10 protein-coding genes are annotated in these 13,327 nt (G+C 43.6%); 7 read left to right on the top strand and 3 right to left on the bottom strand.

Annotated features, from left to right (window positions below; all coding sequences use genetic code 11):
• The first annotated feature begins 116 nt into the window (after positions 1–116).
• From HRQ85_RS04950 to HRQ85_RS04960, 3 genes are all read left to right on the top strand, one after another.
• Complete coding sequence (locus HRQ85_RS04950; RefSeq protein WP_172378891.1) at positions 117–929, top strand: crotonase/enoyl-CoA hydratase family protein; 813 nt, start codon at positions 117–119, stop codon at positions 927–929.
• Between the two features lie 93 nt (positions 930–1,022).
• Positions 1,023–2,186, top strand: a complete 1,164-nt coding sequence (locus tag HRQ85_RS04955; protein WP_172378892.1) for an OmpP1/FadL family transporter — start codon at positions 1,023–1,025, stop codon at positions 2,184–2,186.
• Positions 2,186–2,875: a hypothetical protein gene (locus HRQ85_RS04960; RefSeq protein WP_172378893.1), complete on the top strand. Its 690-nt coding sequence runs from the start codon at positions 2,186–2,188 to the stop codon at positions 2,873–2,875. The genes HRQ85_RS04955 and HRQ85_RS04960 overlap by 1 nt, the downstream gene beginning before the upstream one ends.
• A 113-nt stretch (positions 2,876–2,988) precedes the next feature.
• Here the strand turns inward: HRQ85_RS04960 and HRQ85_RS04965 are convergent, their stop codons facing one another.
• The 3 genes from HRQ85_RS04965 to HRQ85_RS04975 all read right to left on the bottom strand — a co-directional run bounded on the left by HRQ85_RS04965 (position 2,989) and on the right by HRQ85_RS04975 (position 6,862).
• Entirely contained in the window at positions 2,989–4,587 is a 1,599-nt protein-coding gene (locus HRQ85_RS04965; RefSeq protein ID WP_172378894.1) for a bifunctional aspartate transaminase/aspartate 4-decarboxylase, read from the bottom strand.
• Positions 4,588–4,735: 148 nt separating this feature from the next.
• Complete coding sequence (gene aspT, locus HRQ85_RS04970) at positions 4,736–6,454, bottom strand: aspartate-alanine antiporter (protein WP_102569764.1); 1,719 nt, start codon at positions 6,452–6,454, stop codon at positions 4,736–4,738.
• Positions 6,455–6,601: 147 nt separating this feature from the next.
• A complete protein-coding gene (locus tag HRQ85_RS04975; RefSeq protein ID WP_172378895.1) occupies positions 6,602–6,862 on the bottom strand; it encodes a hypothetical protein in 261 nt (86 codons plus the stop codon).
• Between the two features lie 245 nt (positions 6,863–7,107).
• On the opposite strand from HRQ85_RS04975, the gene HRQ85_RS04980 reads away from it, so the two are divergent.
• The 4 genes from HRQ85_RS04980 (at position 7,108) to HRQ85_RS04995 (ending at position 13,249) form a co-directional block, all read left to right on the top strand.
• A complete protein-coding gene (locus tag HRQ85_RS04980; protein ID WP_172378896.1) occupies positions 7,108–8,259 on the top strand; it encodes an efflux RND transporter periplasmic adaptor subunit in 1,152 nt (383 codons plus the stop codon).
• 9 nt (positions 8,260–8,268) lie between these two features.
• Positions 8,269–11,316 (top strand): efflux RND transporter permease subunit, encoded by a 3,048-nt coding sequence (locus HRQ85_RS04985; protein ID WP_172378897.1) that lies wholly within the window; start codon positions 8,269–8,271, stop codon positions 11,314–11,316.
• 126 nt (positions 11,317–11,442) lie between these two features.
• On the top strand, positions 11,443–12,123 hold the full coding sequence (locus tag HRQ85_RS04990; RefSeq protein ID WP_172378898.1) for a DUF3313 family protein: 681 nt from the start codon (positions 11,443–11,445) through the stop codon (positions 12,121–12,123).
• 4 nt (positions 12,124–12,127) lie between these two features.
• Positions 12,128–13,249 (top strand): phospholipase A, encoded by a 1,122-nt coding sequence (locus tag HRQ85_RS04995; RefSeq protein ID WP_172378899.1) that lies wholly within the window; start codon positions 12,128–12,130, stop codon positions 13,247–13,249.
• Positions 13,250–13,327: the final 78 nt, after the last annotated feature.

Raw genomic sequence — 13,327 nt, forward strand, 5'->3', positions numbered from 1 at the left:
TGTTTATGTAAGGGAGAATCGTTAAGCAACACAGGTCTCGCTTCTCAATGTGCAAGTTTGGCATATGTTAATAAAATGTATAATCTAAAGGTCTGACCACTGATAAGGTAGCCACCATGCCAAACCTCGATCGTATTACTTGTTCTATCGATGAAAACCAAATTGCGACGGTTGTTTTGAATCGACCCGATAAGCTCAATGCTATTGATATGGCAATGTTTCAAGGCGTGAATAACATGGTGACTCAGCTGAAAAAGAACACCGAGATTCGAGCTGTAATAGTAAAAGGCGAGGGTTCTGATTTTTGTTCAGGGCTTGATGTTAAGTCTCTTTTGACCAGTAAATCCGGGGCGATGAAGCTGTTGTTTAAATGGCTACCGACATTACCTAACGCTGCACAGCGCTTTTCATTGGGTTGGCGAGATATTCCATGCCCAGTCATTTTTGCGATTCATGGTCGTTGTTGGGGAGGCGGTCTGCAATTGGTCAGTGGTGGTGATTTTAGAATTGCTAGCCCGGATGCGAACTTCTCAATATTGGAAGCAAAGTGGGGTCTGATTCCAGACATGGGAGGCGCTATCGCCTTTAGAGAGCTGATGCGTAAAGATCACACCCTTGAAATGGCGATGACGGCCAAAGTAATCGACTGTGAAACCGCGAAAGAATATGGGTTGGTGACCAAGATTGCCGAAGATCCTTACGCTGCAGCCTATGCGTTGGCACTTGAGTGTGCGAATCGGTCGCCAGATGTCGTCGCTGCTAACAAGAAACTCTACAACAAGACTTGGTGGTCAAGCCCAGGCATGGCTGTGTTCTACGAGACTTGGTATCAGATAAAGGTTGGGTTAGGTAAGAACAAGGCGATTGCAGCTCAACGTGAAATTCATCGAGATAAACCACGCCCTTACGTTGCCAGAAAGTTTAAATAGTGTTTGTACAGGAATAATGGATATTCCCTTTTTTTATAGGGCTTTGCGGTAACCTTAGAGCAATTTAATATCTAAGGCTAAATGAGCGCTCTGATGAACAAAACTTTTACTTACTCTCTAGCTGCCACTGCAATTTTTACTAGCTTAAATGCATTTGCAAGTGGTCTGTTTTTGCAAGAAGCTGTCGTTGCTAATGCCGGTACTACTGGCGCTGGTGACGGTGTTTACACTCGATCAGCAGCTGCGATGTGGACAAACCCTGCCACTATGTCTCACATGGGCGAAAGCAAGACGACTATCAATACCATGGCATTTGATCTTGAGATGCAATATCAAGACAATTTAGATTCAAGTGACAACGGTAAAGCACATACAGTCATGCCTTCATTTGGCGCTTTCCACGCGCATCAGGTCACAGACAAACTACACCTTGGTATTGCGCTTGGTGCTGTTGGTGGTTCAAGCCTTGATTACGGCAGTGATTGGGCGGGTGCTGCACTTCTAGAAGATATCACTCTTACTGCGATGCAAGTAAACCCATCACTAAGCTACCAACTGAATGACCAGTGGTCAGTAGGCGCAGGTGTGCAATTCAGTTGGGCTGCGTTTCAGCAAACGACATCAATGCTTACTGCTAAACAAGATACTGACTGGGCATACGGTTATAACCTTGGCGTAATGTACACACCAACAGATAAACTCAAATTAGGTGCGAGCTACCGTTCTAAACTCGAGCATGAATTCAATAATGATGTAAATGGCCCTATAGGCATTGGCGTACTCAACTCTTTGTCTACCGACATAGTGCTTCCTGAAATTGTTGATGTGAGTGCGAGCTATGCATTGAACTCTCAGTTAGATTTATTGGCAAGTGTTCAGTTACACCGTTGGAGCGAATGGGACACTACTGTTTTAGATTTTGGAACCCAAATGGGGGGGCTCCAGATCGATCGCGACTGGGATGATGTTTGGAAATTCGCGGTCGGCGCAGATTACCAACTGAACTCAGACTGGCGTTTGAAAGCAGGCTTCTCTTACGAAACTTCTCCACAAGACGATCCAACAATGCAGTATGTTGATTTGCCTGTAGGTGAACAATACCGTTACTCAGTAGGTGCATCTACCTACTGGGATGACATCTTAATTGATGTGTTCTACGAATACGCTGACTTGGGTTCAGTAGATATGGACCGATTCATGGTTGACGGTTCGTTCGATGGTCGTATTCACTTTGTTGGCGTTAGCGCGACCTTCTAATGACATTACGTAATCTATTCATTGTTGCTGTGACAACGCTCGGTTCGATGGGTGCTTTTGCTGAAGAGAAGCACCCTGACGACCCGACTAAAATCGTAACCAAAGCTGGCGTTGCTTATAACGAAGATTTGCAGTTCTCTGGGTCTATTGGTTTAGATGAAGCGCGAATGATCAATGCTCGTGTCAATGCGGACGGTGAAGAGTGGCGATTAGGCGGTTCATGGCTGTTGCCTATGGGTATCGTGAACTTCAACTTTAGCCGTTCTGAATATGACAACGATGCTTATAAGAACAACTACAGTATCGGTACGTTTATACCACTGAGCTATTTCGATATTGAGCCGTTAGGTTGGCAAATCTTCCCTATGGCTGGTTACAGCTATAATGACGGCGAAGTAGCTGTTTTCGATGACGATAATGTTGGTTCTGACTATGTATTGATGCCGAGCTCAACACACGGTGGCTACATTGGTGCGTTTGGCTTAAAAACGATTACTGATGAATGGTCTATCATGGGATTCGGTGGTGGTTCAATGGGCTCTGATGATTATTCAGGGTATTGGGCTGGCGTCGGCGCGAGTTACAAGTTGAGTGATGCTCAATCATTCAACTTCTTCACTATTTTTGCTGAGGACGATTTCGGTGAAAATAACAGTGTTGGTGCGTCTTACACCTATGAGTTCAAATAGCTTTTCTAACATACCGTCTTAGATAAAACGAACTGAGTGTAGGCTCACTAATTTAGTGAATCTACACTCAGAATTTATCGCTTTTCTATGAGCTTTCTAGTGTTGAGGTCGTGTTAGCAAGCCGCTTCGTAACGTTCAACATAGCTCTGCATTACCGCGTTCATCGCTTTCGTGATATTTGCGTATTGTGCTTCTTCTAGATTCGCTAGAGACACACGCAGAGACCACGTTGGCGCATCAAAACCCGCACCCGGCATCACAATCACGCCATGTTCTTCTGCAAGGCGTACCAAGAAATCAAGCGGCTCATACGTTTCTTCTAACCATGTGAAGAAATCGTTGCTGTGAATCGTTTGAGCAATCTCTTTCAGATCAATCTCCACGTAATAGAACGCACCGGTTTGATCGCTTTCAGCAACGATTGGCGCGGCTAAGTTCTTCTGCATTAGAGTGTGGTAGCGACGACGCACAATTTGTTTCGCGAGTCGTTTGTATTCTTCGCCATCCTTCATTAAAGACAGCAGCGAGAACATTGTCATTTGAATCTGCTGAGGTGTTGAAAGACCGGCGGTATGGTTCAGTGCTACTGCACGGCTGTCTGCCACCAAACGGTCAATGAACTTAATCTTACTAGGCTCAAGTGCAATGCCTTGGTATCGCTGAGATAACGTGCTTCGAGTGTCTTCTGGAAGATCTCGAATCATGCGGTCGAAATTATTGTCTTCGTGCACGCCAATCACGCCTAAACGCCAGCCTGTTGCACCAAAGTACTTAGAGTACGAATACACTAGAATCGTGTTCTTCGGAGCCAGCATCGCTAGTGATGTGAAGTTATCAGCGAAAGTGCCATAAACATCATCAGTAAGAAGGATGAGGTCAGGGCGGCGGTTAGCAACCTCTGCAATCTTATAGAGTGTCTCATCGCTTAATCGAACCGAAGCAGGGTTGCTTGGGTTAACGAGGAAGAAAGCTTTAACACTTGGATCGTTCAGTTTTTCTAATTCAGAGTCTGGGATTTGCCACGCAGACGCTTCATCCGCCATGATTTCTACTTTGTTGAGCGCGTAATCTTCTAACTCTGGCATTTCAATATACGGGGTGAAAATCGGCGCACCAATCGCGATGGTGTCACCAGGGTTCAATAGTCGGTTACTCTTTAGCGTGTTGAATATGTAAACCATGGCCGCTGTGCCACCCTCAACAGCAAATAGGTTAAACTTCCCAGCAGGTAATGGCTGCGACCCCGCCATTTCTTGCTCAATGTATTTACGAGCAATGAGTTCCGAATATTTGAGCATACGATCGGGCACTGGGTAGTTGTTACCTAGAATCCCCTCAACCCATTCATAAATAAGCGCATCACCGTCTACCTGATATTGATCCGTAATAAACTGGAAGGCTTCAATGAGGAATTGCACACCTTCTTGGTCTTCGTATTTTTCACAAAACTGAAGAAAGCGCAGGCTAATATCTTGTTGAACTCCCATTCCACCAAAGCCTTCATACCCTGAGAAATTCGATTTTGATTCTTCTAGTGCAAACATACCTAATTGGAAAAAGGCTTCACGTGGCGCTGTCGCGACCCAGTTTGGGTTACCACGACCAGCGTTGATCATGGTTTTTTCATGTGAATGTTGAGCAAGGTCGATCAGTGTGTTTTTTACTTCGAATGGGCTTAGTGTTTCTAGGCGTTTTTCATCTGTGCGTTTCATAGTCGTTTCTCTTTAAATTTGTTTAAGATCCAAGCTTGTTGGATAGATAAGTAAGTTAATTTCTTTGAGCAGCTAGCCTGCTTGGCTAGCTACTGTGTTAAATCGTTAATGAATAAGTTGAATCATCAATTGGCTGATTCGATGTTGATTACGAAATTTTGGTAATTAGGTTGATGATGATCGGACCCCATAAGGTGAGGAAGATATTGGCAACCGCATAAGTCATCGTGAAACTCGGTACTGGTGTGCTGTTTTGTGTTTTTTCTAGTAGCGATGCGAATGCAGGGTTTGCACTGCGGCTACCCGCGATAACCGCTAGCGCTTCTACTGGGTTTTTGATTTTGAGTACGTAGTAGTTGAATAGGAACGTCAGTACTTGAGGAATTAGAGTGACCAACACACCTAGCAGTAAAAGCGTTACGCCATTCTCTTTGATTGCCGTCAGCGCTGGAGCGCCTGCATTAATACCAACAACCGCAACAAATACTGCAAGGCCGAATGTCTGCATAAAGTTGGCTGCGCCGTGGTTAACACTGCCTAAACGAGGTGTACGCATTCTTAGGTAGCCCACAAGTAAGCCGGAAACCAGACAACCTAAACCTGAACCTAGAGCGATATGAGAACCACCGATAGTGAAACCAATCTCGCCAATCAGATAGCCAAGCACCATGCCGAAAGACATTGTTACGAAGTCAGTAACACTAGGCAGTGGGCTGTTGTAGCCAATTTTTTTGATGACTTTAGCTATGTCTTCTTTTTGTCCAACTAAGGTGATTTCGTCACCAATGTGCAGTTCAGTTTCTGGCAATGTCGAAATATCATGGCCCATGCGTGATAGCTGAGTGATATAAACACCACGACGAATACGTGCGTTCGTTTCATCGTGAAGCTTACGTAGCGTAATACCCGCTAGTTTCTTATTCGTGAGTACGACCTTCTGTTGTGTTTGGACAACATTGCTTTCTTCACTAAATTCACCGAGTTCGATACCCAGCGAGGTCACTTTAGGAAATGCCTGAGTCAGACCAGTTAGGTAAACTTTGTCATCCGCCGCTAAAATAGGGTTCTTCGCCAAATCTAACGTTGATTCTGTGTCTTTCTGTGAGCGGTAGATCGCTTCAATAGTGAGGTCGGCATCGAATGCTTCTTCTAACTCGACAACACTTTTTCCAACAAACATAGAGTTCGCGGTCACTTGATAAGCACGAGAAGATACGCGGTTCAATGCCGAGAATTCACCCTCGTTTAGTTGCTTGCTGCCAGCGCCCATTTTTTCCGCAAGCTTCTTCGCTTCTTTGGTTATGTTCCAACCCATTACCATTGGAATGAGTGACATCATTAGAATCGGACCTAGAGAGCCGAAGATGTAGGTGATTGAGTAACCCACAGCCACATTTGTTTTAAGCGTTGAGGTGACATCTGGCGCTAGGTTCAGCTGATCGATAGCATTACCTGCAGTACCTATGATTGCCGATTGTGTTAAGCCACCAGCCGCAAGGCCCGCCGCTAAACCTTTATCTAGTCCTGCCCATTTAGACAGCAACACAACCGTGATTAATCCTACAAACGTCATCACAAACGAAGCGAATAAGCGTGTTAGCGATGAAAGGCGGAATGACGAGAAAAACTGCGGACCGCCGTTGTAACCCACCATAAAAATAAATAAAGCAAAGAAGATGCTTTTTACTTCGTTAGAGATAGTGATACCGCCGATCTGACCAAGTGCTACAGCAACAAGCAGTGAACCTGCGATTCCACCTAATTCAAACTTACCGATTTTAATTTTACCGATTAAGTAACCGAGACCGAGTGATAAAAAGAGCGCTATAAACGGATAGTCTCTAAGTTGTTCAATAATAAATGACATAATAATCCTTGAATGAAATAGCAATCATTATTAACTCGCTATTTCATTTTTTAATTTGGTTTAACGTTTTTGATTAAGCATTAATCATATTTGAGTGATGAATTGATCTAATGCTTATTTTTAATAATCTGGAATTAACCCAGGTTTCTACTTTTTATGATGCAGTCGCGATGACTTTTTGTGGTCATGCATTTTATCTTTGTGATGCTTATTATGATGACCATCAGAATGGTGATTGACTAAATGCTTATGACCTTCTGGGTCGCCACCGTGTTGACCAGAATGAGAGGGTTGATGCTCTCTATATTCTAAATGGTCTTTATTATGTTTATGGATAACATCTTCCCCATATATACGTTTCATCTTTTCTTTAATAGCGACTTTAGTGTGATTAATTTGATTCGACATAGTTAACTCGTTTAATTGTTTAAGAAACGATGAGAATTATATCGATCAAGAAAATAGATAAATCATGTTCAAATAAAATAGCAATAAAACAAAAATTGAGTTCCGATTGATGCTTTTACCTTAAGTGTTTGATTTTTAGGGTTTGATTTTTATTTTATATAAGATTTGGTGGATGTTATATGAGTTTGATTTATTGACAGTGTCGATAGATAGAATGACCAGACTTAAAAAAACAAGGTGAACACATGAGTAAGTATAAAGGCGTTATTGTCGGGTCAGCTCTTTTTATATTACTGTCTTTTGTATTTGGCTTTCATTATGTAAAAGGTGAAATGATCAAAGAGAAGGTCGCTAATTTTAAATTGCCAGCTATATCTGTAACAACGGAAAAAGTAAATCAAGATACTTGGGATAAAAGTTTAAAAGTCATTGGTAACATTCATTCTAATCAATCTATTGATGTGACGAGCCAAATGTCTGGCCAAGTAAAAGAGATTCTCTTTACTTCAGGTCAGCAAGTAAATAAGGGTGATGTTCTTGTTAAATTGGATGATGCGTTATTAAAGTCCAACTATAAGAGCCAGCTATCCAAAGTTGAATTGGTAAGAGTCGAATTGATGAGAAACAAATTGCTCCTTAGAAATAACAGTGTTTCAAAAAACTCGGTTGATAAGCTACAAGCTCAATTTAATGCTGAAGGTGCAAAGCTGGAATATATTGCTACGCAAATCGACTACATGAAAGTGAAAGCGCCATTTTCTGGCAGCGTTGGGATTCGTAATATCGATGTGGGTGACTTTATTAATTCAAGTACAGCGATTGTCGAGCTGGAAGACAAATCAAAGCAATATGTCGATTTCTCTATTCCAGAGCTTTATTTACACGATGTGAAGGTAGGGCAAGATTTACAGTTTTATTCAGAAGCAACGAACGACGAGGTCTTTCACGGCACGATTTCTGCCATTGAACCGAGCTCAGACAGCAACACGCACAATATCGAATTGAGAGCCATGGCTAACCAAGCTGTGCCGTTAGAGGCGGGTATGTATGTCGACGCTACGTTAATCACATCAGAATCGGACACTATCGTGGCAGTACCTTCTGTTGCGATCAGTTACACCTTATACGGAAACACCGTGTTTGTGTTGGATACGTCGACTAAAAAGGCCAACGAACATTCGAGCAACGATGCATCACCATTTTACGAGTACAAGGTTGTGCAGCGCACTGTTGAAGTCGGCCCAAAACAAGGCGGTTATGTTGGTGTGGTTTCGGGCTTGAAAGCAGGGGATGTGGTTGTGACTTCAAACCAACACCAACTCAAGAATAGTGGATGGGTTCTGGTTAATAACCAACATCCGTTGATTACTGACAAAAGTACTAAGCAAAGTAACTAGGAAACTCCCATGACATTTACTGATGTATTTATCAAACGTCCAGTTTTGGCTACGGTATTAAGCCTTGTACTGTTGGTGTTAGGTCTTAAAGCCTTTACCTCACTGCAAGTGCGCCAATATCCAGAAATTGAAACGGGCGTTATTACCATTACAACGAGTTATCCAGGTGCCAGTGCATCCAGCGTTCAAGGGTATGTGACGCAGCCACTGCAGGCAGAAATTGCCCAAACAGCGGGCATTGATTACATGACATCGGATAGTGCTCTGGGCAAGTCGGTTATCACGGTTTATTTGAAGCTAGGGTATCCGTCTGATAGTGCTTTGACCGAGATTTTGTCTCTCGTGCAGCAAGTGAAATATAAGCTGCCATCGGGTGTATTGGACCCGAGTATTCTTAAATCGACGTCTCAATCTCCGATCTTATATGTTTCATTTTCGAGTGACACATTGAAGACGGAGCAAGTCTCGGACTATGTGAGCCGCGTAGTTAAGCCGACTTTCTCTACTGTTGAGGGGGTGTCAAAGGTCGACATATTGGGGCAAGAAGATTTTGCAATGCGAATCTGGCTGAACCCTCAACGACTGGCTTCATATGGTCTGACGGCTGAAGATGTTCAAAACGCGCTTCGTGCAAATAACATTGTGAGTGCGGCAGGCAAGTTGCAAAACCCTTATATCGAAGTTGATATTAACGCTCATACCGATTCAAGTTCGGTAGACGATTTCAAGAACATGGCTTTGAAAGCGCATGACGGGCAACTTGTGCACTTAAAAGATGTGGCGACGGTTGAACTAGGCGCAGCAAACTATGACTCAGACGTTGAGTTCAATGGTGTGACTACCGTATCAACGGCGATCAGCAATACGGCAACATCTAACCCATTGACCGTTGTTGAAGGCATTTACGAATTGCTTCCACAGATCCAAGCAGGCTTACCTGAAGGTATTAAAGCGGATGTAATCTATGACTCGACTAAGTTTATCGAAACCTCAATTGATGAAGTAGCAAAAACCTTAATCGAAGCCGCACTGATCGTAGTCATCGTTATCTTCGCCTTTTTGGGCTCAATGCGAGCGATGTTGATACCACTTGTAACGATTCCTTTGTCATTGATTGGCTCTATGTTCTTCATGTTGAGCATGGGTTTCAGTATTAACCTGTTGACGCTGCTTGCCATGGTATTGGCGATATCGCTGGTGGTTGATGATGCCATCGTTGTAGTAGAAAACACATTTCGTCACTTAGAAGATGGCACCAGCCCAATTAAGGCCGCAATAGACAGTGCCCGTGAAATTGCAGGCTCGGTTATCGCGATGACCATTACATTGGCCGCAGTGTATGCGCCTATTGGTTTTATGGGAGGACTCACCGGTAAGCTGTTTACTGAGTTCGCATTCACTTTGGCGGGGTCAGTATTAATTTCGGGTTTCATCGCCTTAACGCTAACGCCGATGATGTGTTCAACACTGCTTAATAAATCGGTTCTCGACGGAAAGCTGGTTAAGAAAATCGATGCGGTAATTGAAGGCGTAACAGAGCGCTACCGAAAAGTGCTCGAACATGTGTTGAACAACCGTGTCTATATTTGGCCTGTGGTAGGAACGTTGCTGATCAGTTTGGTGTTCATGTTTATGAATACTTCATCTGAACTAGCACCAGAAGAAGATCAAGGCGTGATGATTGTGATGGGACAAGGTCCCGCTCAAGCGAATACCGATTACATTCGCCACTTTACTCCGGCTCTTATTGACTCCATCAGCAAGAACGATGAAGTCGAAATGACCATGCTAGACAACGGTTACATGAACAACAATGCGTTCTTTGGTTTGGGTGTTTTGAAAGACTGGGATTCGCGCGAAGCAACGGCAAAAGAGGTAATGCAACGTTTCGAAAAAGAGAGTTCTGTATTACCGGGTTTGCAGGTGTATACCTTCTCTCCACCAGATTTACCAGGTACACCGCAAGGTCTGCCATTTCAGATGGTTCTGAAAACGCCAACCGGTTCTTATCAGGATCTCTATCAGTACGCTGAAAAACTGAAAGAGTACGCACAGAAGAGTGGCAAATTCATCTATGTACAAAACGACCTGAATTTTAATAAACCACAATTAGAGATACGCATCGACCGCGATAAAGCCGCTCAGATGAATGTGAACGCACAAGACATCGGTACTGTGTTGTCTCGCTTTATCAGTGAGGGCTTCGTGAATTACTTCTCGATGGATCAGCGCAGCTACCAAGTTATCACTCAGGTACCTAACGAGAACCGTAACTCTTGGGATGACTTGAAGAACTACCACGTACGCTCTAACACCAATGAGATGGTACCGCTGGCGTCATTGATTGAAATTAGCCAATCAGTACAGCCATCGAAAGTGGATCAGTTTCAACAGCTTAACAGCGCCATGATTGAAGCGAAAATGATGCCAGGAATCAGCATCGGTGAAGCCTACAAAGTAATGGAAGAAGGAGCAGCGAAGATATTGCCTAAGTCTTATACGACGGATACTTCGGGTCAATTGAGACAGTTCCTACAAGAAGGCTCGTCACTGGTTACGACGTTCTTCCTAGCGCTTGTGATTATCTACTTGGTGCTGGCGGCTCAGTTTGAAAGTTTGCGAGACCCACTAGTGGTATTAACCAGTGTTCCATTGTCTATCTTTGGCGCCCTGATGCCACTGTATTTAGGCATTGATACGCTCAACATATACACCGAAGTGGGGCTGGTGACCTTGATAGGCTTGATTAGTAAGCACGGTATTTTGATTGTGGAGTTTGCAAACCAAATGCAACAGGAATTGAAATGCAGCCGACGCGAGGCCGCTATTCGTTCAGCGACTGTTCGAATGAGACCAGTATTGATGACCACAGCTGCGATGGTTGTCGGTGTCGTACCGCTGCTTATTGCAAGCGGAGCCGGTGCGCAAAGCCGTTTCTCTATTGGTTTGGTCATCACGGTGGGTATGTCAGTGGGCACATTATTCACTCTGTTCGTTGTACCAACGATATACACCTACTTGGCTGCGGATCACCGCGGGCAAGAACAAGAAGTTTAGTCCGTTATCTGGCTGCTTACTTTACGCGGCCAATAAACATAAAAGTTTAATCAACACGAGTCCCATTTTATGAGCCTTATCGCTCAGGGATTCGTGCACTCAAAATTTAGAAAACTAGAGGTTCACATGAAACTACATTACCTATTCCCATTGTTCGTTTTATTCACTGCTGGCTGTTCAAGCAACATGCCAGATAAACAAGAAATCCAGAGCGTCGACTCAAATCATTATTTTATTGATAGCCAGTTTGATGATGATAGGAAAGGCGCTTCTTGGATAGCGAAAGACAGCGCGTCACTTCACTTTAATCAATTTGAATTTACAACCGTTAGCATGAAAAGCTCGGGTGTTGATCAGCATGTATCAAAGGAGGTTCAGTCTCAATTTAAAGCACAGATCCATAAGAAAATGGATGAGAAGTTGGCTGAGAAATTACAGGGCTACAAGAACGTAGTTTTGGAGAACAAGGAGCTTGATATTAGCGTGAAGTTATATGATATCAATGACATTCCTGAAGACATGCGTGTGACTGAGTTTATCCCAGTAGGTTCGGTTATCGGCGCTGTAAAATACGCAACAGGTACTCGTGATCGCTCTATTCGTATATTGGCGAGTGTGGATCTGAAAGATCATGATTCATCTCAGCTTATTGGTCGTCGTATTTTCGTCGTGAACGATAATGGCGTACTTGAGAACGACAAATCAGAAATCACCATTGAGATGCTTGATAAAAACGTTGAGCAAATTACTCAGCAAGCGGTCGACTTTGCGTTTGAAGTGACTTACCAAGATAAAGACCAAGGGTAGAGTTATGCGAGCTCGTAAACAGAACAGCGCGAGTAAACGCCTTGGGGTTGGTGAAAAGCTAGCTGGACACAAAAACATGCTTGCTCTACTGGCTATTGGCCTCGCTGTGAATGCTTCAGCGTATGCCAATACTGTCGGTGCTGATGAACGAGCAAGCTATGAGCAATGTATTTTGTCTTCATTGGCCAAAGCAACCAATCAACAAAGTATTGAGTGGTTAAAGCAGCAATGCGCATCCCAAGAAGCCGTTACATCAAACAAAACACCCGAAAATAAGTTCTCGGGTGAAACCAGCGAAGTCGGTTTAGACTCAATCAGCGAAAGTGCACTTGAGTCTAAAGTCCCGCGATTGAAGATGGAGTACACAACTGAAGATAACCCGTTTGTTATAACGCCTTATCGTTTGAACTACATTTTGCCAGTGACTCATATGACCAGCGTGAATACACAGCCCTATGGGGGTGAGCGATTCGGAGGTAAAGCGGATGACCTCAGCGATGAAGAGATCAAACTGCAGTTAAGTTTAAAAATCCCAGTGGTCGATGATGGTGTGTTTAATCAAGCGGACAAAATCTATTTTGGTTTTACGCTCAAATCATTTTGGCAGGCGTACTCTTCTGATATCTCAGCACCATTTAGAGAGACTAACTATCGCCCAGAGATCTTTTACGAAACGCCTTTGAACATCGAGTCAGCTGATGGTGTTTGGTTTTCGCGTTTGGGTTTAGAGCATGAATCTAACGGACGAACGGCAGAGCTTAGTCGTAGCTGGAACCGCGCTTATGTTGGACTAGGGTATACCGAAGATGACTTTGCGGTTTATTTTCAGCCTTGGTACAGAATTCCTGAGTCGAGCAGTAGCGATGACAACCCTGATATTCAAGATTATCTCGGTCACTACGAATTGTCTGGCGCTTACAAATGGGATGGTTTCGAGGTTTCAGCATTGGGTCGTTATAACTTTCAAACCGGGTATGGCGGAATACAGACATCACTCAGCTTTCCTCTGTATGGTCGGTTACAAGGGTATGTCCAGTACTACAAAGGCTACGGAGAAAGCTTGATTGATTATGACTACAACAGTGAAAGGATTGGTGTCGGTATTCTGCTAACCAATGCGTTGTAGCTGTTATCGCTTTTTTATCAAAGATTTAGCGATTAACGATTTCTGTGAGAACCAAAAAACACACCGCTTGAGTAAGCG

This window comes from Vibrio sp. Vb339 (assembly GCF_902751245.1).
Classification (GTDB): domain Bacteria; phylum Pseudomonadota; class Gammaproteobacteria; order Enterobacterales; family Vibrionaceae; genus Vibrio; species Vibrio coralliirubri.

Excerpts from the sequence above, each read along its gene's own strand:
- HRQ85_RS04995 (WP_172378899.1), top strand. The coding sequence starts at position 12,128 with ATGCGAGCTCGTAAACAGAACAGCGCGAGTAAACGCCTTGGGGTTGGT.
- HRQ85_RS04965 (WP_172378894.1), bottom strand. The coding sequence starts at position 4,587 with ATGAAACGCACAGATGAAAAACGCCTAGAAACACTAAGCCCATTCGAA.
- HRQ85_RS04990 (WP_172378898.1), top strand. The coding sequence starts at position 11,443 with ATGAAACTACATTACCTATTCCCATTGTTCGTTTTATTCACTGCTGGC.
- HRQ85_RS04985 (WP_172378897.1), top strand. The coding sequence starts at position 8,269 with ATGACATTTACTGATGTATTTATCAAACGTCCAGTTTTGGCTACGGTA.
- HRQ85_RS04950 (WP_172378891.1), top strand. The coding sequence starts at position 117 with ATGCCAAACCTCGATCGTATTACTTGTTCTATCGATGAAAACCAAATT.
- aspT (WP_102569764.1), bottom strand. The coding sequence starts at position 6,454 with ATGTCATTTATTATTGAACAACTTAGAGACTATCCGTTTATAGCGCTC.
- HRQ85_RS04980 (WP_172378896.1), top strand. The coding sequence starts at position 7,108 with ATGAGTAAGTATAAAGGCGTTATTGTCGGGTCAGCTCTTTTTATATTA.
- HRQ85_RS04975 (WP_172378895.1), bottom strand. The coding sequence starts at position 6,862 with ATGTCGAATCAAATTAATCACACTAAAGTCGCTATTAAAGAAAAGATG.
- HRQ85_RS04955 (WP_172378892.1), top strand. The coding sequence starts at position 1,023 with ATGAACAAAACTTTTACTTACTCTCTAGCTGCCACTGCAATTTTTACT.
- HRQ85_RS04960 (WP_172378893.1), top strand. The coding sequence starts at position 2,186 with ATGACATTACGTAATCTATTCATTGTTGCTGTGACAACGCTCGGTTCG.